Source organism: Micromonospora sp. DSM 43699 (assembly GCF_055517075.1).
On record NZ_JBTMMT010000003.1, the window covers coordinates 17039 to 38029 of the forward strand.

General features: G+C 68.3%; 18 protein-coding genes and 1 pseudogene. 6 read left to right on the plus strand and 13 right to left on the minus strand.

The annotated features are described in order from the left end of the window. Positions 1-5: 5 nt before the first annotated feature. The 3 genes and pseudogenes from AC0AIB_RS02630 to AC0AIB_RS02640 form a co-directional block, all read right to left on the minus strand. Positions 6-128, minus strand: a pseudogene (locus AC0AIB_RS02630) (DNA-binding response regulator); the annotation flags it as partial. Positions 129-163: 35 nt separating this feature from the next. Further along, complete coding sequence (xylB, locus tag AC0AIB_RS02635; protein ID WP_465095923.1) at positions 164-1561, minus strand: xylulokinase; 1398 nt, start codon at positions 1559-1561, stop codon at positions 164-166. A gap of 194 nt (positions 1562-1755) precedes the next feature. Continuing rightward, a complete protein-coding gene (locus AC0AIB_RS02640) occupies positions 1756-2925 on the minus strand; it encodes a glycosyltransferase family 4 protein (RefSeq protein ID WP_465095924.1) in 1170 nt (389 codons plus the stop codon). A gap of 283 nt (positions 2926-3208) precedes the next feature. Between AC0AIB_RS02640 and rfbB the strand changes: the two genes are divergently transcribed. After that, positions 3209-4225 carry a dTDP-glucose 4,6-dehydratase gene (gene rfbB, locus AC0AIB_RS02645; RefSeq protein ID WP_328345410.1) on the plus strand — a complete coding sequence of 339 codons (1017 nt, stop codon included), beginning with the start codon at positions 3209-3211 and terminating at the stop codon, positions 4223-4225. Then, positions 4222-5076: an SDR family oxidoreductase gene (locus AC0AIB_RS02650; RefSeq protein WP_465095925.1), complete on the plus strand. Its 855-nt coding sequence runs from the start codon at positions 4222-4224 to the stop codon at positions 5074-5076. Before rfbB ends, AC0AIB_RS02650 begins: the two co-directional genes overlap by 4 nt. A gap of 392 nt (positions 5077-5468) precedes the next feature. Here the strand turns inward: AC0AIB_RS02650 and AC0AIB_RS02655 are convergent, their stop codons facing one another. After that, the gene (locus AC0AIB_RS02655; protein ID WP_328345413.1) at positions 5469-6215 is read right to left on the minus strand and encodes an FkbM family methyltransferase; all 747 of its coding nucleotides are present in this window, start codon (positions 6213-6215) and stop codon (positions 5469-5471) included. An 81-nt stretch (positions 6216-6296) separates the two neighbouring features. Next, the gene (gene queC / locus AC0AIB_RS02660) at positions 6297-7019 is read right to left on the minus strand and encodes a 7-cyano-7-deazaguanine synthase QueC (RefSeq protein ID WP_465095926.1); all 723 of its coding nucleotides are present in this window, start codon (positions 7017-7019) and stop codon (positions 6297-6299) included. Positions 7020-7285: 266 nt separating this feature from the next. On the opposite strand from queC, the gene AC0AIB_RS02665 reads away from it, so the two are divergent. From AC0AIB_RS02665 to AC0AIB_RS02680, 4 genes are all read left to right on the plus strand, one after another. Then, positions 7286-7648 carry a 6-pyruvoyl trahydropterin synthase family protein gene (locus AC0AIB_RS02665; RefSeq protein WP_328345417.1) on the plus strand — a complete coding sequence of 121 codons (363 nt, stop codon included), beginning with the start codon at positions 7286-7288 and terminating at the stop codon, positions 7646-7648. 139 nt (positions 7649-7787) lie between these two features. After that, positions 7788-8411: a 7-carboxy-7-deazaguanine synthase QueE gene (locus AC0AIB_RS02670; protein ID WP_328345419.1), complete on the plus strand. Its 624-nt coding sequence runs from the start codon at positions 7788-7790 to the stop codon at positions 8409-8411. Then, positions 8408-8980, plus strand: coding sequence for a GTP cyclohydrolase I (gene folE / locus AC0AIB_RS02675; RefSeq protein ID WP_328345421.1), 573 nt, complete (start codon positions 8408-8410; stop codon positions 8978-8980). Before AC0AIB_RS02670 ends, folE begins: the two co-directional genes overlap by 4 nt. A gap of 23 nt (positions 8981-9003) precedes the next feature. Continuing rightward, the gene (locus AC0AIB_RS02680) at positions 9004-10242 is read left to right on the plus strand and encodes a glycosyltransferase family 2 protein (RefSeq protein ID WP_465095927.1); all 1239 of its coding nucleotides are present in this window, start codon (positions 9004-9006) and stop codon (positions 10240-10242) included. A gap of 47 nt (positions 10243-10289) precedes the next feature. Here the strand turns inward: AC0AIB_RS02680 and AC0AIB_RS02685 are convergent, their stop codons facing one another. From AC0AIB_RS02685 to AC0AIB_RS02720, 8 genes are all read right to left on the minus strand, one after another. Then, positions 10290-13160 (minus strand): helix-turn-helix transcriptional regulator, encoded by a 2871-nt coding sequence (locus AC0AIB_RS02685; RefSeq protein ID WP_465095928.1) that lies wholly within the window; start codon positions 13158-13160, stop codon positions 10290-10292. A gap of 59 nt (positions 13161-13219) precedes the next feature. Then, positions 13220-14179, minus strand: a complete 960-nt coding sequence (locus tag AC0AIB_RS02690) for a class I SAM-dependent methyltransferase (protein ID WP_328345427.1) — start codon at positions 14177-14179, stop codon at positions 13220-13222. Further along, on the minus strand, positions 14176-17070 hold the full coding sequence (locus AC0AIB_RS02695) for a helix-turn-helix transcriptional regulator (protein WP_465095929.1): 2895 nt from the start codon (positions 17068-17070) through the stop codon (positions 14176-14178). The genes AC0AIB_RS02690 and AC0AIB_RS02695 overlap by 4 nt, the downstream gene beginning before the upstream one ends. 1000 nt (positions 17071-18070) lie before the next feature. Then, positions 18071-18220, minus strand: coding sequence for a hypothetical protein (locus tag AC0AIB_RS02700; RefSeq protein WP_328345430.1), 150 nt, complete (start codon positions 18218-18220; stop codon positions 18071-18073). Positions 18221-18283: 63 nt separating this feature from the next. Further along, positions 18284-18634, minus strand: a complete 351-nt coding sequence (locus AC0AIB_RS02705) for a helix-turn-helix transcriptional regulator (RefSeq protein WP_328345432.1) — start codon at positions 18632-18634, stop codon at positions 18284-18286. After that, positions 18627-18752, minus strand: a complete 126-nt coding sequence (locus tag AC0AIB_RS02710; protein WP_328345434.1) for a hypothetical protein — start codon at positions 18750-18752, stop codon at positions 18627-18629. The genes AC0AIB_RS02705 and AC0AIB_RS02710 overlap by 8 nt, the downstream gene beginning before the upstream one ends. Before the next feature lie 470 nt (positions 18753-19222). Next, positions 19223-19603: a hypothetical protein gene (locus AC0AIB_RS02715; RefSeq protein WP_328345436.1), complete on the minus strand. Its 381-nt coding sequence runs from the start codon at positions 19601-19603 to the stop codon at positions 19223-19225. A gap of 293 nt (positions 19604-19896) precedes the next feature. After that, positions 19897-20979: a LacI family DNA-binding transcriptional regulator gene (locus tag AC0AIB_RS02720; RefSeq protein WP_328345440.1), complete on the minus strand. Its 1083-nt coding sequence runs from the start codon at positions 20977-20979 to the stop codon at positions 19897-19899. Positions 20980-20991: the final 12 nt, after the last annotated feature.

The following is a 20991-nucleotide window of genomic DNA, read 5'->3' on the forward strand; positions in this document are numbered from 1 at the left end:
ATCCGGTCGGCGATCGGGCGCAGCACCTCCAACTCGTGCCGGGTCAGTCCCACCTGGTCCGGCGTGCCCTCGGCGGGGCGGATGCACGCCGCGTGCCTGCCGACGAGCTGCCGGGTCACCTCGGGCGACGCCCAGAACCTCGATGGTCATCGGCCGTCCGGTGTCACGTCAGCAGTGGTAGCGCCTGTTGGCGGACATCGACGTAGCGCGCGTACACCTCGGGGGTGCCGGCGGCGGTGACCTCCTCGGCCGCGACCGGCCACGGCGGCGGCTCGGCGTCGCCGGACAGCGCCCAGGCCGCCTGCCGCGCCGAGCCGAGCGCCACGTACTCGGCAGCGCGCGGCACGGCCACCGGTACGCCGAACAACGCCGGCGCGACCGCCCGCACCGCGCGGGACCGGGCCGCGCCGCCGATCAGCAACACCCGGTCGACCGGGACGTCCTGGGCACGGAGCGCGTGGAGGGCGTCGGCGATACCGCCGAGCATGCCCTCCACGGCGGCCCGCGCCAGGTTCGCCGCCGATGCGTTCGCCCGGGTCAGGCCGGCGAGCAGACCGCGCGCGTCGGGCAGATTGGGGGTGCGTTCCCCATCCAGGTACGGCAGCAGGGTCAGCCCGCCCGCGCCAGGTTGCGCCGAGAGCGCCAGCTCGTCCAACTCGGCCAGTGACCGGCCCAGCAGGTCGGCGACCGTGACCAGCACCCGGGCCGCGTTGAGCGTGCACACCAGTGGCAGGAACCGGCCGGTCGCGTCGGCGTACCCGGCCACCAGCCCGCTCGCGTCGGCGGTCGGCACGTCACTGAGCCCGTACACGCATCCCGAGGTGCCCAGCGAGACCACCACGTCACCCGGCCGCTGGCCGACGCCGAGCGCCCCGCCCATCGTGTCACCGGTGCCGGCCGAGAGCAGCGCGCCCGAGGTGGTCTCCCCGACCACCTCGGCCGGTCCGGCGACCCGGGGGAGTGCCACGTCCCGACCGAAGGCGAGCCGCACCAGGTCCTGCCGGTACGCGCCGGCGGCTGGTGACCAGTAGCCGGTGCCGGACGCCTCACCCCGGTCGGTCGTCGGTTCTCCGCGGTCCGCGCGCAGCCGGTGGGTGAGCCAGTCGTGGGGTAGCAGCACCATGCTGGTGCGGGCCGCGAGCTCGGGCTCGGCACGGGAGAACCAGCGCAGCTTGGTGACCGTGAAGCTGGCCACCGGCACCAGCCCGACCGCGTCGGCCCACGCCTTCGGGCCGCCGAACTCGTCGGTCAGGTCGACGGCGGCGCGTGCCGAGCGGGTGTCGTTCCAGAGAATGGCGGGACGCAGCACCTCGCCGGCCTCGTCGAGGCAGACCATGCCCTGCTGCTGTCCGCCGACGCCGATCGCGGCCACACCGTCCAGAAGACCGGCGCTGGCCTGCTCGTACGCGGCCCACCACAACCGTGGCTCGATCTCGGTGCCATCGGGGTGCGGGGCGCGGCCCGCGCGGAGCACCTCGCCGGTCTCCGCGTCGCAGACCACGACCTTGGTCGACTGGGTCGACGAATCGACCCCGGCAACGAGGGTCCTCGCGCCACCCATGGCGATGCCTCCGTAGCTCGGTGGGACCCGAGCCTACGTCCAGCGACCGAATTTGTTCAATGGACTTACAAAATTCGACGTCGTGGCAGCGGTGCCGTGGCCTCACCCGGCCCCACGGGTTACGGGTGCGAGCGCGCCTCGTCGCGCCGACGACCCCGCGCTCCACCCCCTGACTCGCCCGACGAGCGGTCAGCTCACTCAGCGCCCACGGTGATGCGCAGGAACTCCTCTGCGACGGCCATCGGCGTCTGGGTAGCCACCTGCCGGGGTGCCTGCTGCGACGCCTGATGGTATGCATCCCGGTCCGCCAGCAGATCCGCCGTCGCACGCCAGAGCCGGGCGGGCCCGCTGTCCAAGTCGATCATCTCAAGAGCCGTGCCGGTAAGCGCGGGAAGATGTCCGAAGCCGCCGACCACATTCAAACTCACGATCCGTCCGGCCTCGCCGACCAGCACAGGAAGATGCCCGAAGCCGTAACCGACGACCGGCGTACCCATCGACAGCGCCTCGGCCGCAACGTTGCAGAACGTCTCGGGACTGGTAGACGGCACGAGCACTACCGATGCGCCCCCGAGAAACGGCTGCGCGTCGGTCCAGGAAATGGCAGGCAGGATCTCGACGCCCGGCAGCTTCGCGGCCAGCTGCCGGCACTCCGCAATCATGTCGCGCTGCATGCCGGGCCACAACTCGAAAGCCGCCTCGCCGAGCACGATCTCCACCTGCCGGCCGAAACCCTCCGGATATGCCTTCAACAGGTCCGCCACTCCCTTGGACGGGTCGGCTCGAGCGAGGATCCGAACCGGCCCAGTCTGTCGCAGCTGCTCACGCACGGCATGGTCGGGAGGGTCGCCCGGGCACAACAGCGCGTTGGGCAGGGAGTGCCAGCCGGCGGAGTCGAGACCGGCCCGCGCGGCCTCGTCGATCAGAAAATCGCTGATGGAGATCACGGCGTCGGGCTTGAGCGCCAGACTCTTCGCCATCGGTTCGTCGACGCGTAGGAAGTAGACCATCAGCGCCGTACGGACTCCGGTCGGCGCCGCACCGAGATATCCGAGGCCCACACCAGCATCGGTCCAGCAGGCGACATCGATCTCGTGTTCGGCCATTAGGCTCAGGACCTCCTGCCGGAGCGGATCCGGGTCGTCCGGCATGACGTTCACGTCGTCGAACACGACCGGGCGCGACAGGGTCAAAGTCTCCAGGCGCACTGTGTCCGGCCCGTCCGCGGCGGTCGGCGGACCGGCGGCGATGATGATCGCGCGGTGGCCGAGTTCGCGCAGACCGTCGGCGAGTGACGCAATCCCGCGCTCCACGCCAGCGGGCTCGTCCGGATTGTGCGTCAACAGGACCAAGGCTACATTCATGGGTTCTCCTCGTAGCAGGAACTAAGGGTCCGGCCTCGTGACGTCATCGTCGCCGCCGGTCGCTGGGCGGCGCATCACGGGCTCTGACCGAGAGATCAGCGACGCACCTCCGATAGGACGGCGCTGATAGCGGCACGGAAGTCGCGCCATACCGGCGGGCCGAGTCTCGGTCGGAGTTGGGGCAACACTTCGGGGGCGGCCGAGATGTGGGTGGCTACGGCCGACGGCCATGATGGTCGGGACCTGACGGAAAACATCGCTGTTTCGAGGATGGTGTGCGGCTGTGGACAGAGTTCTGGTCACCGGTGGCGCGGGGTTCATCGGTTCGCATTTCGTTCGGCGCCTACTACGCGACGAGAACATCTCCCGCGTGACCGTGCTGGATGCGCTGACCTACGCAGGCACCGTCTACAACCTGGACGGTGTTCTGAACCATCCGCGGCTATCGTTCATCGAGGGGGACATCCTGGACGGCACCGTGGTCGCTGACCTGGTCGCAACCCACGACGCTGTCGTCCACCTCGCCGCCGAGTCACATGTCGACCGGTCATTCGAGACAACGGAGAAGTTCGTCGCAACCAACGTGCAGGGCACCCGTATGCTGCTCGATGCCGCAGCGCAACTGGGCGTACGGAAGTTCGTGCACGTGTCGACCGACGAGGTGTACGGACCCTTGCCGACCGGGACCGCCTGCGAGAACGACCCGCTTCGGCCGACGAATCCATACGCCGCGTCCAAGGCGGCCAGTGACATGGTCGCAAACTCGTACTTCCACACCTACGGCGTACCGGTTTGCATCACCCGGTCCACGAACAACTACGGCCCGGGTCAGCACCATGAAAAGATCGTTCCTGCCTTCGTGACGAGCCTGCTCGCCGGAGGCCGCGTCAGCATCCACGGCCATGGTGAGCACATCCGGAACTGGCTACACGTCGAGGACAACTGCCGTGGCATAGAACTGGTGCTCCACAAGGGGATCCCGGGCGAGATCTACAACATCGGCGGCGGCACGGGGCTCACCAACAACGAGTTGGCCCGGACCGTCCTGCGCGCCTGTGGCGCAGACTGGAGTTCGGTCGACTACGTTTCCGACCGCAGGTCCAACGACATCCGATACTCGATGGACTGGACCAAGGCCGCCCGAGACCTCGGTTACCGGCCGATCCGGTCGCTCATCGAGGGCCTGGCCGAGACCGTGCAGTGGTACCGCAGGCACCCCGATCGCTGGGTGACTTCACCGACAGGCTCCGCCCAGGCGGCACAGGACGCCGCCCCCGACGTGGTGTCACCGGTCCCGTGAACGGCCGTCTGCTGATCACCGGCGGCAGCGGAACGCTCGGCCGACAGCTGTTTCGCCGAGCCGTCGCGGCGGGCTGGGACGTGGTGGGCACCTACTTCGCGACACCGACTGAGACCGCCGACCAGCAGCTGGACATCTGCGATCCGGCAGCCGTACGAGAGCTGCTGCGCCGGATCCGGCCGGACGTGGTCATCCACGCCGCGGCTGCCCGCGACCGAAACGACTGGGAAGCCACCGCCGACGGAGCAGCCAACGTAGCCGTCGCAACCGCTGGTGTTCGACTCGTGCACGTGTCCAGCGATTCGATATTCTCCGGGCGGGCGATGCACTACACCGAGGATGCCACACCCGATCCGATATACCGGTACGGTGCTGCGAAAGCAGCCGCCGAGACCGCCGTCCGAGCGGTGCACCGCAACGCCGTCGTCGTCAGGACCTCGCTCATTCTGGGCGACGGACGTGGCGACCACGAGCGGTTGACTCACGACCTGGCGGCTGGTCGTATCCATGGCGGACTGTTCACCGACGAAGTCCGCAGCGCGGTGCACGTCATCGACCTTGCCGAAGCACTGGTCGAACTAGCCGCCAGCAGCTACCGCGGAATTCTGAACGTAGCGGGCGCAGATGCCGTGAGCCGGTATGAGCTCGGCCTGCTGGTGGCGGCGCGGGACGGCCTCGACCCGGCGACAATCCGGCCGATTCGCAGCGCGAATCCCCATCGACCGGCCGAGATTCGATTGACCATCCAACGGGCACAGACGCTACTCGGTACCCGGCTGCGAGGCGCCCATGAGTTCCTCGCCGAACCCCTCGACACACGGCCTGCGGTACTCAGAGCACGCCGTACATGATCGCACGAAACCCCAGGCCGGGCTCGCGTCGCCGGTGCGCCCGGCACCACCGTGGTCACCGCGTTTGTTTGCGGTACCGGGCCCGGACCGCCTCGGTGTCGGCGACCGTCATCGTGGTCCCGTCGATCGCGGTCATCAGCATGCCCGCCAGCGCTCGGCGTGCTGCGCTGTGGTGACCGCCGGGCCGCGTAGCAGCTCGAACAACGCCCGCAACAGCGCCGGCCCGAGCCGCTACCGGCACCGGTTCCCCGTACTAACCTCGGTCTTTCGTCCGGGTGGTCTTTCATAGCTGTTGGCGGATGGCTTTGGTTCGGGGGTTGGTCGGTCGGTTCGCTGGCATGCTGATGGTCACCCTGCGGCCAACAGCGTCGCGGTGAGGCGATCGCGACCGCTCAGGGAGCATGGCGTACCGCAGTGACCAGGAATGTGCGGATCTCGGGTGGGATCAGCGGTGACGGTTCGACGGCCACGGTGAAGTCGTACGCCTCGAGCAGGGCGGTGACGGCGGCCAGTCGGCCATCGAGGTCCTGGACCTCCAGGAGGAACTGGTCGATGAGTTTCCAATGATGCTGATCGATGCCACGGAGGACGTCGAGTTCGGCACCTTCGACGTCGATCTTCACCAGTCCGACGTGTTCGTCGGGGGCGAGGTAGTCGGAGAGGCGGTCGACTTGCACGGACACCGGTTCAGCGCGGTAGTGGCTCCGAATGAACGCCTCGGGCGCTTCGTGGGAGAGGACTGCGATCTGCAGTTCCTTGTCAGCCGGATAGCGGGTGGAATTGCCCGGTGCCAGCGGGTAGTACTCGAACAAGGCTCGTTCCTGTTGGGTGCCGAGTGCCCTCTGGTGTACTGACACTGCGCCGAGCTGCTGTTCCTCGATGTTTCGGCGCAACGCCTGCACCAGTTGCGGCATCGGCTCGAATGCGCGTACTCGCGCGTCAGGGAACTTGCGCTTCAGGAAGAGGGTGAAGAGCCCGATGTTGGCGCCGACGTCGATGACGATTCCGTCGGGCTCGATCTGGACGCCGTCGTAGCATCGATGGGAGAAGATCTCGTCGTACTGCCAGCGGGCTTCGGCTTCGTATGGCGCCCATACGGTCAGGCGGTCATCGAGAGTGAATGGGCGAAGCTCGGTCACCGTACCTCCAGGTCACACGTCCGGCCCGACGTTAGGGGGACGCTTCGATGAACAGGTGCAGCACCGGCGTAACTTGGGTGGTCACCGTGCCGGGTGGGCGAACTGCGTGACATCGTCGAGATAGTGGGTCGGATCCGGCACACCGGCCTCATGGAACGCTTCCCGTCGCTCGTAGCACGTTCCGCACGTTCCGCAGTGCTGGTCGCCGCCCTTGTAACAGGACCAGCTCAATGACAGTGGGGCACCCAGCCGGGCGCCGTGTGCCGCGACCTCCGCCTTGGTCCAGGTCATGAACGGCACCTCTACCCGCGGAGTATGGAATCCCTCGTTGGCGACGGTCACCAGCTCGCAAAGGGCCGTGACGAAGGCAGGACGGCAGTCCGGATACACGAAGTGGTCGCCGGAGTGCATGCCGAGCGCCACCACGCCGGCGCGGTGGGCGACGCCGACGGCGACCGCGACGTTGGCCAGGATCGCGTTGCGGTTCGGGACGACCGTGGCGCGCATGGACGCCTCCGCGTAATGACCATCCGGGACGGTCATGGTGTCGTCGGTCAGTGCCGATCCAGGGAGCAGCCCGCCCAGACCACTGAGGTCGACCACTTGATGCACGGCGCCGTAGTGATCGGCGACGGCCCGAGCTGAGTCGATCTCGCGGCGATGCCGCTGACCATAGTCCACGGTGACAGCGATCAGGCTGAATCGCAATGCTGAGTAGTACGCCATGAGAGTAGTGGAGTCCATTCCACCGGAAAGGACTATGAGGGCGGAGGAAGAGCCTGATCGATTCTCGTCGTGGGTCATCGGATACCTCCAGGTGCGTCGGCACGAACAGGTGCAGTCGGCCCGAAGGGGCGGGGGCCAGAAAGGTGCTGTCCTGGATCACTGTCGTCCGGGTCGGGTCGGCATGCATCACGGCGGACGACCGAAGTTTTCGAGCCGAGCCACCGAAGCGGCCGAGCCGTCAGCGCCCCGTCGCGTTCTACGGTCGGCCGACCCTCAACCTCTCGGTCAACGCCGTGATGTAACGGGGCGCCCGGGTCGGCCATTGTTGGCGTAGGAGGTTCGACATGACATTCCGCATCAGCAAAGAGTTTCATTTCTCGGCCAGTCACTCGCTCGCCGGCCTGGCGGCAGAGCACCCGTGCGCTCGCATGCATGGACACAATTACGTCGTGGCATTGGAGCTGACCGTTGGCCGGGACGCCTTGAGCGACGTGGGCTTCGTCCGTGACTACGGCGACCTGGCCGACTTCTCCCGATGGCTGGATCAGAAGGTCGACCACCGTCACCTGAACGACGTGGTGGACCGGAACCCGTCGGCCGAGAATCTGTCGCGCTGGATTTACGACCAGTGGCACGAACGCTATCCGGAGTTGTCCGGGGTCCGGGTGTCCGAGACGCCTAAAACCTGGGCGGAGTACCGCCCGTGAACGCCGGTGTAGACGAGAACCGGGAGGCAGGTGATGCCGTGGTGGAGCCGATACTCGTTGTGAACGAGATTTTCGGCCCCACCTGAGCACCGTTCAAGGCGAGGGCCCGTCATCAGGTCAGCGGTGCGCCTTCCTCCGATTGGGTGGCTGCAACCTGTCGTGTCACTGGTGCGACACGCCGTACACCTGGGACTGGACCGGTGCCGCCGACTCGGGAACGGCCTACGATCCGCGGGTCGAACTGCACCGGATGCCATGGCGCACGGTGCACGACCGGTTGGCGGCGATGGATGTGCCGCTGGTGGTCATCTCGGGCGGCGAACCGCTCAATCAACAGGCCCGGTTGCGACCGTTGATCGCGGCGTTGACGGCGGACGGCCACCGCCTGGAGATCGAGACGAACGGCACCGTGACCCCGGCCGCCGCGCTGGTCGACCTTGGTGTCCGGTTCAACGTCTCCCCCAAGCTGGCCCATGCAGGCGACCGGGAATCTCGCCGGCTGCGGCCGGAGGCGCTGGCCGCGCTGGCCGCCGTTCCCGGAACCGCCTTCAAGTTTGTTTGCCGCTCGGTCAGTGACCTGGACGAGGTGGCGACCGTGGTGGCAGCCTACGGAACCCGTCCTGTGTGGATCATGCCGGAGGGACGGACGGCGGACGGCGTTGCGCAGGGGCTGCGAGAACTCGGCGACGAAGTGGTCGCCCGAGGCTGGAATCTGACAACTCGGCTGCATATCGCCGTATGGGGCGAACGGAGAGGGAAATGACAACGACGGAAAGTGCATCCGGCGCACAGGATCCGCTGGAGCACATTGCGCGGCAGTTGCTGATCGAGATCGGAGAGGATCCGGACCGCGATGGCCTGAAGGAGACACCGGCACGCTTCGCTCGCTGGTGGCGGGAGTTCAGTAGCTTTCAGGCCGGCGACGTGGGTACGCGCTTCCCGTTGCGGACCGACGGGCAAATCGTCATGGTTTCGGATATCAAGGTGTGGTCGCTGTGTGAGCACCACCTGCTGCCGTTCTCGTGTTCGCTGACCATTGCGTACCGGCCGGACGGCGACGTGTTGGGCTTGTCGAAGTTCGCGCGCATCGCGCACCGCCACGCCCACCGACTACAGGTGCAGGAACGCCTCGTGCAGGACATCGCCACCGAAATCACCGCGATCACGGGTTCCGTCGACATCGCCGTGATCGGTCATGGCGAGCACCTGTGCATGAGCATGCGGGGGGTGCGCACTACCGCCCAGATGACGTCCTCGGTCTTCCGAGGCGTCTTCCAGGAACACGGCCCGGCCCGGCAGGAACTGGTGGCCACGGTCTTTTCGCGGCGCTGAACCCCGCCTGGAACGGAGCGCAGGTGAACATCGCCGGACCACAAATCTCGGTCGTCATCCCTACGTATAACCGGGCGGACCTGTTACGGGGAACCTTGGAGGCGTTGACCGCCCAACGGATGCCGGCGGGCACTGTTGAGGTCATTGTCGCTGATGACGGTTCCTCCGACGGCACTCGCGACGTTGTACAGGACTTCACCCGTAGGCTTCGCCTGCGGTATCACTTCCAGCCGGACCGGGGATTCCGGGCAGCGGCGGCGCGCAACGCGGGCGCCCGGATGGCGTCGGCACCGGTGCTCGTGTTCGTGGACAGCGGCATTCTGCCCGGCCCGGATTTCCTGTCCTCCCACCTTGAGGCCCACGCCGCGGGGTCCGCCGCAGTTATCGGATACACCTTCGGCTACCGGCCGGGCGATCCGACGCCCGGCCTCGCCGCCGCCCTGCGGACCACACCGGTGGCGGAGGTGGTCCGGCGCTACGGCGATGCGGCGACGTTTCTCGACATCCGGCATCGAGCGTTCGAGCGCTTCGCGTTCGATCTGGACCGCACCATCGTGCCGTGGCAGTGGTTCTGGTCGCTGAACTGTTCGGTGCCGGCTGACGCGTTCCGGGCCGTCGGCGGATTCGACGAGAGTTTCCGCAGCTGGGGTGGCGAGGATCTGGAACTAGGTTTCCGGCTCTTCCGGCACGGCCTGCGGTTCCAGGTCAACCGGGACGCGTGGGCGGTCGACGTGCCACACCCGAGGTCCGCCGACGTCGATCAGGCCAGCAACCTGATGAACCTGCTGACGTTCCTGCGGCGTCATCCGGAACCGGTGGTTGAACTTCTGTTCAGCTGGTTCGCCCGGGAACAGCATGGCTTCCAGATCAACCACCAATGGAACGTAGAGGACGAGTACCGGGCCCTGAACGCGGCGACCGTCGAAGCCCGGAGGCGGTCGGTCGTCGATGAACTCGACCAGGAGGTCGCCATGCTGGGGGACGCCACGCGCATCGCGGTATTGGGTTGCGGCCCGGAGATACCGGATCGGCTGGCCGGCGCCGTCCTTTTCGATTTCGATCCGCAGGTGGTCAATGGCATAGCCGGCCGGGGTCGCCGCGTCGGCCATGCTGTCGGACTACACACACTGTTGCCGGACAAGGCCGTGGATCTGGTGATCGTCACGTCGCGGTTGAGTGGTCTGTGGGAACGCTGGCAGCGCGAGATCCGCGCCGAGGCGCACCGCATCGGCCACACGGTCCGGACCCACCTGCCCGGTTGATGCTGTGGCGAGGGCCGCCGGGCCACAACGGCACGGCGGCCGGCTCGTCAGTTCGTCGGGCGCCCGCGCGCCGGCAGGCCATCGGCCAGCAGCGGCCAGAACGCCGGGTCGCGAAACAGTTGCGGCAGGTCGATACGCCCGGTGATACCGAGCTTGCGGTATGCGCTCGACAGGTGCAGTTCGACCGTCCGCCGAGTGATGTGCCGCGTCTGAGCGATTCCGTTGTTGGTGGCGCCCCGGATCGCGTCGATGAGAATTTGCCGCTCCCGGCGGGTCAGTGTGAGCACGCCTCGCAGGGACATCTGCCGTGGCGCTCGCTCGTGCGCGACGAGCAGTTGTTGGCGGGAGCGCAGCGCCAAGGCGCCGGCGGCGCACCGGTCGGCGATATGCACCGCCTGCGTAAGAGCTGTGATCGCTTCCTGGCGGGTCAGCGATCCGCTCAGCGCCGAACCCAGATCGGCGAGCGCATGCGCCGCGTCCAGGCTTTCGGCGGGACTCAGCAGAGCCACTGCCTCGCGTAGCAGACGGTGTTTCTCTGCCGTCCCGCTGGCACATGCCTGGGCCCGCAGTGCCCGGCCGCGCTCCAGGGGCGACCCGACCGCGTCGGCGAACTTGAGCTGGGCACAGGCTACCCGTACGGCCTGCCGTCGACGCCCCACCGCCACCAGCAGGTCGGCGCCGTACCGGCGCCACATGAGACTCCCCGGCAGCCGAATGCCTGCCTGGTACGCGCGGGCTCGCAGGTCGGCGAGGTCTCGGCGGGCTCCGGTGAGGTCACCGTCACCGGCCCGCATCCGGGCCCGGGCCAGCAGTAACTCGCTGTAGTGCCAACCGGGCGGCAACTCGTCGATCAGCCGGTAGCGACGCAGCAGAGTACGTGCGTCGTCCGGCTCGCCGCGGCTGACGTGTACGTCGGCGAGCAGTCCCACCAGGATCACGGTGATCGGATCGTGCGGTGCTTCCGGCCGCTCTCCCGGCTCCCACAGTGCGTCGTTGAGACATCTGCCGGCCTCTTCCAAGTCTCCGACGGCCAGCGCGATCCGGCCCCGGACCGAGGCCAGCCACCCCTTCGGTGACGACCGGCCCTCGGACTCCGACCGCTCGAACCGGTTCAGCCAGGAGGTTGCCTCGTGATGATCGCCGGCGTCCGCAAGCACCGCCAACGCCGCGGTCCGTGCCAGCGGGTGAAGTTGCAGCCCCGTTCCGTCCTGACCCAATGCCTGCCGGGCTTCCCGCACCGCCTCCCGCGGGTCCGAATCGACGAGATAGCGGAGGAACGCATCCAGAGCAGACCACGCGGTCTGCACGGGTCGCCGGTCGGTGTCGTCGCCCTCGAGCACCGCCATCGCGTCCGGTGGGCTCAGCAGGCCCTGAATCCGCCGGCGCACCTGCGCTGGGCGGCCAAGGAAAGGCCGGTGCAACTTCTGGTACCCCTCGGCCCAGCCCTCGAACACCGTCCCGCGGACGTTCGTATCGATGCGGTCGAGCAGGTCGTGGTGGTGTGCGCCCAGCTCCGTTTCGTACAGGACACGGCCGATCTGCCCGAGCATCCCCGCCACCACGGCGCGGTCGTTGTCCTCCGACAGCACCGCGACGGCCGCGAGCAGCCCGCTTTCCGGATCCCGCCGGATTTCGAGATGAGCGAGCCGGAGCATGGCCTCCCGGTGCTGCGTACCGGTGGCGACGCGGGCCGCCAATTCCAGACAGCGTCCTTCGACGCCGTCCGCGCCGGTCTCCCGGGCGTGATCGGCGGCCTGCAGGAGGACCTGAACCGGCCATGACCCGCTCGGTGCGACCGTCGAGGCGGTCAGGTGTGACGCGATGCGATCCGCCGGAGCGTTCAGGACGAACAGGTACTCGGCGATGCTGAGGTGCGTCGCACTGCGGGCCATCGCCGTCATCGACGCCGCGATCGCGGTGGCCAGGGCCGGGTGCCGCAGGGGAAGACTCTCGGCGTCCCCGATCAACCTCATGCGGATCAGCAGGTCCAGAGCGGTCAGCACCTCGTGGACGTCGAGGCCGGTGAGGTGGGCGACAAGCGCCGCGTCGACACCGCCGTGGCTCTGGGCCACCGCGATGGTCTCCACGATTCGCATCAGCGCGGTCCCCAGCCGGTTCAACCGCCCGCGCACCAGTCGCAAGGCGTCGTGCAGTACGACCTCGTCGACACTATGAGGCAAACCGGTGCCGGCGGAGCGGCTGCGTAGGACCTGGGCGAGTTCCCCGATCATGTACGGGCTGCCGCCGCACCACCTGTGGACCTCGGCGACGAAGCGTCCGGCCGGCCGGGACGGCAACAGGGTGCACAACAGGTCGCCGGTCTCCGCCTCGGTCAGCCCGTCGAGTTCCATCCAGGTCGCGTCGGTCAACATCTCCGCCAGTTGCTCCGGCGCGGTGGGCGGTTCGCCGGCGCGGATCGACACCAGCAGAAGGATCGGTAGTCGCGCGCACGCCTCCAACACCTGCCGCAGCCACTGGAGTGCCGGGCGGCCGGCATACGTGATGTCGTCCACCGCGACGACCAGCGGCCCCCGCTCAGTCAGCGCGGCGACAGCCGCCCGTGCCGCGGACACCTGCCGGTCGCGGTCTGCCCAGTCGTCTGTTCCGGTGGGTTGCCAACCCAGCAGGGGTGGCCGCGTCTGGCAGGTCGACTGCCGCGCATCGGATATCGGTGAGACCTCTTCGGCGAGGCATCGAAGAAGGTCGGTGACCAGCGCGGTCGGCACCTGACGATCCGCCAGCCGGCAGCGGACGCGTACAGCGAACCCGCCTTCCTGGCGGCAGGCTCCCACGAACTCGTCGAGCAGCGCGCTGCGGCCCACTCCGGGTCCGCCGGTGACCGCGACGCGGACGAGCCCCGCATCCGCACTCACTGCCCTTGCCTGCCTCAGCGCCCGCAAGTGGGCCAGTCGTCCCACCAACCGGGGTGGATTGTCCCCGGGCCACAAGCCGCTTCCTCCAGTCTCTGGATCGGCGGTCAAGCGGACTCCCCAGGCCGGGCGACGAGGACCAGCCCTTGATCCCCGATGGCATGCGGTCGTCGGGCGAAATGGCGGTTGAGGGCCGGCACGAGAGCCTCCCGCATGTCGGCGGCACGCGGATGTCCGTCGTACCAGAAATTCACCAGCAGGTCCGCGGCTGCGCGGATCCGCTCAGCCAGACTCGGTTCCGTGAAATGCAGGGCGGCTTCGGTGCGGCTCAGAGAGAGCCGGCCGAAACCATGTTCGGACAGCGTCTGGGCCGCGGTCGCGAGCAGATAGCCCTGGTGATCGTGGGATTCCCCGGCGATCGGCACGCAGACCTCGTTGAGTAGGGCTACCACCTCGTTGTCCGGCGATCCCCCGATGAGCACCACTTTGGCCTCGCCATGCGTGGGGTCGCACACCCGGGCGATCTCCCGCACGGCCTTGACCGGATTGTCGACGTAGGGCAATACCCAGGCGGAGAACACCGCGTCGAAGGTGCCGTCCGAGAACGGCAGAGCCTCCGCCCGTCCGGGATGGACCTCCAGTTCACCCACGTCGGTGCTGCCCAGGCCCAGTCGCAGCCGCTCGACACGGTTGACGTGCGGCTCGACGGTGACGCATCGACCGAGGTCGCCTGCGACGGCACGGGTGATCTCCCCAGTTCCACCGCCCACGTCGAGGACCTGATGGTTACCCGTCAGGGCCGCTCGGACGACGGCCATCTCCTCCCGGCGCTCCAGCCGATCGACAAAGTTCTGCCAGCCTCCGGCGCTCAACCGATGCGGTCCCCGATAACGCTGTGGTACCCGGTCCAGGGGTCCACACCAGGGGTGTGTCCGAACCTCGGCCGCGCTGAGGGTGTTCGCTGCCGCACGTGCCCCCTGCTGAACATGCATGATCTTCTCCTCACGCGATCCGGAACCTCCGGCTTCGGCCGCGCACCCACTGACCGCCGAGTTCGGTACCTTCACGGAGCCTCCTCAGTTGGCGGTGTTGAGTCTTTCAATCCAGCAGGCGAGAGACATCTGTCAACTGACGCATCCTCCGGTGGCTCGGCGGGCTCACGCCGCCTGCTTTCCCCCGCGATCTCCGCGCGGCTTCGCAGCTCCAGCTTGGTGAGGATGTGCGATACGTGGGTCTGTACCGTGCGGGGGGAGAGAAACATGGCCCGTGCGATGTCGGCTGTCGAATGGGCCTCCGTAACCAGGTGGGCGATCTCGATCTCGGTCGGGGTCAGCGCCCCCCACCCCCGCTGCGGGCGAACAGGTCTGCGGCCACGGACACCACGGCGAATGCCGGCACCACGCAGACGCGACTCTGCCCGGCGGATGTCCCAATGGGCACCGAAACTCGCGAAAAGATCGATCGCCTCACTGGCCGCGCGCCGGGCGCCGGTAGTGTCCCCGCACCTGGCGAGGACCACGGCGAGGTCTTCCAGAGTGCCGGCGAGCTCGATCAATGCGCCCGACGTCCGATAGTGCGACTCCGCTTCGCGCAGCGGAACGGGGTCGACCTCGGCCAGACCGCGACATCGGTCGTAGGCAGCGCCAGCCCGTGCCCTCGGCGCCTCTGCCTCCGCCTCCGATCGGCAGGCGGCGAGGGCTGCGGCGAGCGCCGCGTGGTCGTCGACGGCCAGCGAAAGCCGGACCAGATCGGGTAGCCACTGGTGGCTCAGCGTCATCTCGCCAGGCCGCCGGTCCAGCAACGCGGTGAGAAGTGACGTCGCTCGCTCCAGGTCGCCATCCTGCTCCGCCCGCAACGACTGCGCGGCGACCAGGAAATCCCTGTTCTCCCGGTCGGCAATGGTAGAGACCGGATACTTCAGCCCGGCCTGGATATGCGTCGCCGTGTCCCGCGCGTTGTGCTGGTGGGCGGCGATAAGCGCGGCGACCCCGTGGAGCAACAGGGCGGGGCCGCGCTCTCGCAGACCGTGGTAGGTGGCCGCGGCCAAGCTCCGGTCGCCCTCGCCGAGCTCAGCGAGGGCGTCGTCCCACCGACCGGTCCAGTACATCAGGACCGCTGCGGTGACGCCGGGCGCGACGTGGCCGGCTCTCTCGCCGCCCAGTTCCCGGAGGGTGGTCTCGGCCGCTGACCACCGGCTCAGGCTCTGCAGCGAGAAGATCCGTCCGTGCATCAGCAAGGCCCGCAAGTCGGCGTGTTCGTCGGAAAGCCCGAGAACCTCGATCGCTCGGTCGGCGCACGCGAGGGCGTCCGCATGCTTCCGGCGCACCGAATGGATGATCGACAAACTCGTCAGGGCGTAGGCGATCGTGAAGGCGTCGGCGGCGGCCTCGCCGACGGCCAGAGCCTCGCGGGCGGTGGCCTCAGCCAGTCCGATCGCGCCCACCCCGGCGCGCTGGAACATCGCCAGGGACGCCAGCAGCCGCCCGCGCCAGACCGGCGGCAAATCGTGGCCCAGCAGTGCCTGGCTGAGGGCCGCGGCCGCGGCGTCGTTCTGCCCGCCGCTGAACCGGGAGCGGGCGAGGACCCAGAACATGCGACCCTGATCTTCGGGGTCGGGGGCGATGGCCAGTGCCTGACGTGCACATTCCTCCGCCTCCTCATGCTCGCCGAGTCTCATCAGGACCCATGCCAGGGCGACCAGCAGGGCCGGCCGCGCGCCGTCGGCGTCGACGCCGTGGCGCAGCTGTTTACGGAGAAGCTCGGCGGCGAGGCCCGGTGCCTCCACCGTCAGCGCGTTCGCCTCCCGGAACAGCCAGTTCCGAGACCACGGATCATTGGGCAGATCCGCCGTCAGCAGCTGTTGCGCCACCTGTACGGACGTGGCACCGTTCGCCGCCAGTGCCCGTGCCGCGTCGCGATGTAACGCCGTCCGTATCGCCAACGGCAGCCCATGGTAGATCGCCTGGTGAATCAGCGGATGCCGAAACGCCATCCGACGGTCCGCCGGCACAAGGATCCCGGCGTCCATGGCCCGCTCGACGTCCGCGGTCAAATCGATGGCCGGCAGGCCGACGAGCACTGCCAGATCTGTCACCGTGAACTCCGTGCCCAGCAACGCCGCCAGACGCACCAGGTCGGCCGTACCCGCAGGAACGTCAGTCAACCGGCTGCTCAGCGCATTGCCGAGGGTGATTCCCACTGCCGCGTCCGGCACGTCGGCCGTACCGGCCGCCACCCGTATGAGCCCCTCTCGCCGTAACGCGTCGACCAGCTCACAGAGAAACAGAGGGTTACCCAGCGCCTGCGCCGTGACCTTGGTGAGGCCGCGGCCCGGTGGCGCGCCGACCATGCCTGCGACGAGGTCGGCGACCTCTGGCGCCTGCAGCGGGCCAAGCCTCAGCTCGGCCCCACGGTTGTCCCGCATCGCCGTCCGCAACTGTCGCAGCAGCGGCCGGCGGGGATCCGGCCGACTTGCGAAGACAAGCGACAAGGGAAGTTCAGCCGCGATCGACATGAGGCGATGCATCAACATCAACGAGACGTCGTCAGCCCAGTGCAGATCGTCCAGCACCAGAACTGTGTTCTTCGCGGCGCAAGACTCCTCGACCAACTCCATGAGCAACTCGGCGGCGGCCGCTTGGGCAGTGTCCACACCGGCCATCAGGCCCGGACGGCGCAGGAGCACGAGGTCGGCGATCCGCGCCCGGCGTGGGTCTGGCGAGTTGGACCGCACCTGCAAGCAGTCCATCATCAGACGCAGCGGGAGCGACCGTCCGAGAAGATCGGCTGTAGCCCACAGGACCTCGCAACCCCGCTCTCGAGCGATATCCAGCCCCACGGCGAGCAGGGACGACTTGCCGATCCCCGGGTCACCTTCCACCCACAGCATGCCTCCGACGCCGCCGCGCACCTGGTCGATCACGTGGTGCAGCGCCGACAACTCGGCTTTACGCCCCACCCACACATTCGGAGATCGAACCCGCATCGCGATTTCTCCCAAAGATAAGTTCGGTCACGGACAGCCCGGCGGAACGGCCGGTGCATTAGTCGGGCAGCCGGATCGGCGTACGCCACGGAGCAGGGAAAGGGGCGGCCCGGTTGCCGGTGATGAGCAGACAGCGGCGAGTAGCGCGCTGCGGTCCCCCGAAATCAGCCGGTGATCCGCGACAGTGGCACCTCCTTCGATTCAGGACTGTTTCAACCGTGGTTCGCCACATCACCCATTCATGTTGGTGATTTCTGCTGCAGCGTATGGGTGTCGCTGTCCCGTCCGACAAGGTGAGGGTTTCAAGATTGTGGTGTGATCCGAGGATGATGAAGGACCTGATCATGCTCCGGCTGGTCCCTCGGGTGGCTTCGGTGGTGTGACAGTGTCTGGCCAGGCGAAACGCGTAGATTGAGGTTCCCCCTCTGGGTCGGGCACCCTGAGCCCAGACAATGCTCTGGGGGAAGGACGTCCTGGTGCCCCGTCTGTCGAAGTGCCCCGAGCAATTCTGCCGGGACGCGGTCGAGTTGGTCCGCTTGTCACCGGAACGATGGGTGAGATCGACCGAGAACTAGGCGTGAACCATGAGGCCGTGTGTGGTTGAGTCAACGCTGCCAAGCGTGCCGAGCAGAGCAGCGCGGGCCGCCGTGACAGCAAGGAGGAGGTCGGCGCCAGCGAGCGCGAGGAGCTACGCCGGCTGCGTACGAGGGTGGCCGAACTGGAGATGGAGAAGGACATTCTCCGCAAGGCAGCCGCCTATTGTGCAAAGAGATGGGTCGCTGATCCACCGCCTACCGGTTCAGCTCTGGACGCGGCGTCGCGCGGCTGTGCCGCGTCCTGGCGGTGAAGCGTCGGCAGGGCTACTACGAGTGGCTGGCCGCCCAGCCAGCCCGAGCGCGGCGTGCCGAGGTCGACGACGAGTTGGCCGGCGAAGATCCGCGCCATCCACGCCGAGCGCCGCGGCTCGCACGGCTCACCACTGGTGGCCGACGAGTTGCGTCGCCGTGGCCGGCGCATCAACCGCAGGCGCATCGGGCACCCGAGCGAGGAGATCCCCACCGGCAGCCTCGGCGCTGACCGCATCAGCCATCGCTTCGCCGTGAGCGTTCGTCACGATTGTCATCAGAGAAACCTCCTGTCTGATTTGCGCCGCTAATGTTATAGTCCACGATCCGCGGAGTGAGGTCTACTTCGATGTCGTGCCCGGCGATGGTGGCGACGACGCGTGGCCGATCGCCTGCGGCGGCGAGATCGCTGGCAAGCGTTGAGAGCAACATGTCAGGCGACTCTCGACGCGGCTGATCTCCGACTGCGCCACCCCCATGGCCTTGGCCGGCTCGACCTGAGCAAGGTCCGCTGCCTTGCGTATGGCCGCCAGGTTTTCGGCGTAAAGCCGGTCGGCTTCGGCCATCTCGGCGCGGATAGCGTCGGCCCGCTGGGCGGCGCGGCGTCGCAATCGTGGGCGTGCGATGCGCGCTCGCGCGGCGTCGGCGCCGACGAATGTGGTGGGTTCGGGCCGGGTGGACTGGCTAGTCAACGTCGCCTCCGTCGGTTCGCCTGAGGTAGGCCGCGATTACCTGGTCGGCGCGGCTGCCGACGCTGTTGTAGAACACATCACCCATCTGGGCCTTGTCGTTGCCGAACAAGACGATCACCGGCGGGGCGTCGGGCGGGAACCACACGATTCAGGCGGTCGGTCGTACCTTTCGGAACGGGTGCGAGACCTGCCAGACCAGGTACATGCGGGACTGCCGCCCACTATTGAGGGTCTGTGTCGTCCGTCGGCGACTCCTTGAGGTCTTGCAGGTAGTCCAACATCGCACTGACAGGGTCGAACTGCCCGTCTGCCCGACCATGCCCGTCGGCTGCTCGGCGTTCGAGTTCAGTCAGCTTCAGCCAGCCAACCGTCGAACTCGCTCGACCAGTCGATCAACACACGCAAATATATCATCAAAGCATGCTCTGTCACCCTCGAGCGACTGTGGTCCCTACGAGCCACCGAACCGGTTGGCGAGGCGATTCAAGCCGTTCGGGAAGCCGGTGGGTGCTCCTCGCGGACGCCGAAGGGCTGCTCGCGCCGGTTGCCGGATTGACTGAGTTCACGGACCGCTGCGTAACCCAAGCATCATGCGGTCTTTGAGGACATACAGATCCTGAAGTCGGCAGCGAGTTTCATCGCGGCGGAGTTGGACCGTCCGTCGCGATGAGGGTCGACTTCGTCGACTCCCGGAAGGCCGAACACGGTGTCCAGCCGGTCCTGCGGGCGCTGCACGACACGCCGGCGCAGATCGCACCGTCGACCTACTACGCCGCCGAGACCCGCCCCGCCAGCACCCGATCGATCCGCGACGAGGAGCTGACCGCGATGACCGTTGACCACCTTGACCTTGACGGCCGGGTACTTCTGCTCGAACAGCGCCACCTCTTGCGCGATGTCCGGAACCCGGGCCCAGAACGTCAGCCCGGTCGCGGCCGACATCGCCTTGTCGATGTCGGTCTGGCTCACCGCCGCGACGGCTGAGGTGCCGCGCCGCCCTTCCCGTCGCCGCCGCACGCGGCCAGCGCGGCACTCAACGACACCGCTCCGGCCGCGGCGAGCAAGGTTCGGTGGCTTACCGGGAACTGTGGGGACGATGTGGCCATGCTGAACTGCCACCCAAAGGGCAGGGGGACCGGCGCGCCGGGGACAGGGGGTATCGAGAGAGGTGCGCGTCCGCGCGGGTGCCACCGCCGCTCGTCAGCGACGGCCGGTGCGGGCCTCGGCTGACGTGCCGCCTTAGGGGGACAGATCGACCCTGATCAGGGCTGGGTGGAGGGGACTTCGCCCCCGGCGGGCTGACCGTGCGGGCCACCGTGGGCATGGGGGATCGCTCGGCGGCCACGTCCCGGGATCGGCCGGGGCGGTGGTGGCGCCGTCGAGGCGCGGACGACGAGCTCGACCGGTTGGTCGGCCGCCGGTGGAAGCTCGACGTCCGGCTTCTCGATGACCTGTACCAGCAGCGCGAGGCCCTGCCGCGCGACCTGGTCGAACGGCTGCCGCAGGGTGGTGAGCGGGGGAGTGACGTAGGCGGCGACCGGGATGTCGTCGAACCCGACGACGCTGACGTCCTCGGGCACCCGGCGCCCGGCCTCGAGCTGCGCGCGGATGAGACCGATCGCCATGTCGTCGTTTGCGGCGAACACCGCGGTCACGGTGCCGTCGCCGGCCAGTTCCCGGCCCGCCGCGTAGCCGGACGCGGCCGACCAGTCGCCCTCGACGACCGGCGGCTCGTCCGCGCCGTGGGCTCGCAGCGCCTCGCGCCAGCCGGCGAGACGGTCCTGTGCCGAATACCACCGCTGCGGACCGGCCAGGTGATGGACGGTCGCGTGCCCCAACTCCAGCAGGTGCTCGGTCGCGGCCCGCGCGAGCCGGCCCGCGCCGACCCTGGCGGTCACCACCTGCGGCGCGGTGAAGGTGGGCGGCGCGCCGAGGACCAGGACCGGCACGTCCACGCTGATGACGCCGACGCCCTCGTCGATCGGCTCGGAGATGACGACGCCGTCCACGCCCTGGTCCAGCAGCGACGCCAGGGCGCTTGCGATGCCGCCCGGGTCGCCCTCGATCGTGGTGGCCACCCGCAGCGTGTAGCCCACCTTCCGGACCGCGCGCTCGATGCCGATGAGCCACGACGCCGGCCCGTACAAGGCGCTGCCGAGCGTCACCACGCCGATCGACCGGGTCCGCCCGGAGGCCAGCGCCCGGGCCGCCTGGTTGCGCCGGTAGCCGAGCTCCTCGGCGGCGTCCAGGACCCGCCGGCGTACGTCGGCCGAGACATACGGCTCGTCGTTGAGGACCCTGGACACCGTCTTCTGGGAGACGCCGGCCAGCCGCGCGACGTCCACGCTGCGCGGCGT